Source organism: Priestia sp. SIMBA_032, assembly GCF_046535215.1.
GTDB lineage: Bacteria > Bacillota > Bacilli > Bacillales > Bacillaceae_H > Priestia > Priestia aryabhattai.
The window spans coordinates 1-236 of sequence record NZ_JAWRXD010001563.1; the positions used below are offsets into that span (position 1 = coordinate 1).

General features: G+C 68.6%; 1 protein-coding gene. It reads left to right on the forward strand.

The window, feature by feature from the left end:
* Positions 1–16: 16 nt before the first annotated feature.
* Positions 17–236, forward strand: a 220-nt coding sequence (locus SB717_RS39545) for a hypothetical protein (protein WP_410908797.1), incomplete at its 3' end; no start/stop codon positions are given.

Genomic DNA, 236 nt, shown 5'->3' on the forward strand with positions numbered 1-236 from the left:
GCGCGGGCGGGGCGTGGTGACGGCGACCGGCCTCGGCACCCAGATCGGCAAGATCTCCAAGGTCGTCGGCGCGGAGCGGTTGAGCGAACCGCCGTTGATGATCCGCATCCGGCGCTTCACCTATCAGGTCGCCGGCGGGATTCTGGGCGCAATCGCCCTGCTGGTCGGGCTGATGGTCGTGATGGGCGGCTATGACGGCCAGGAGATGGCGCTGATGAGCATCGGGCTCGCCGTCT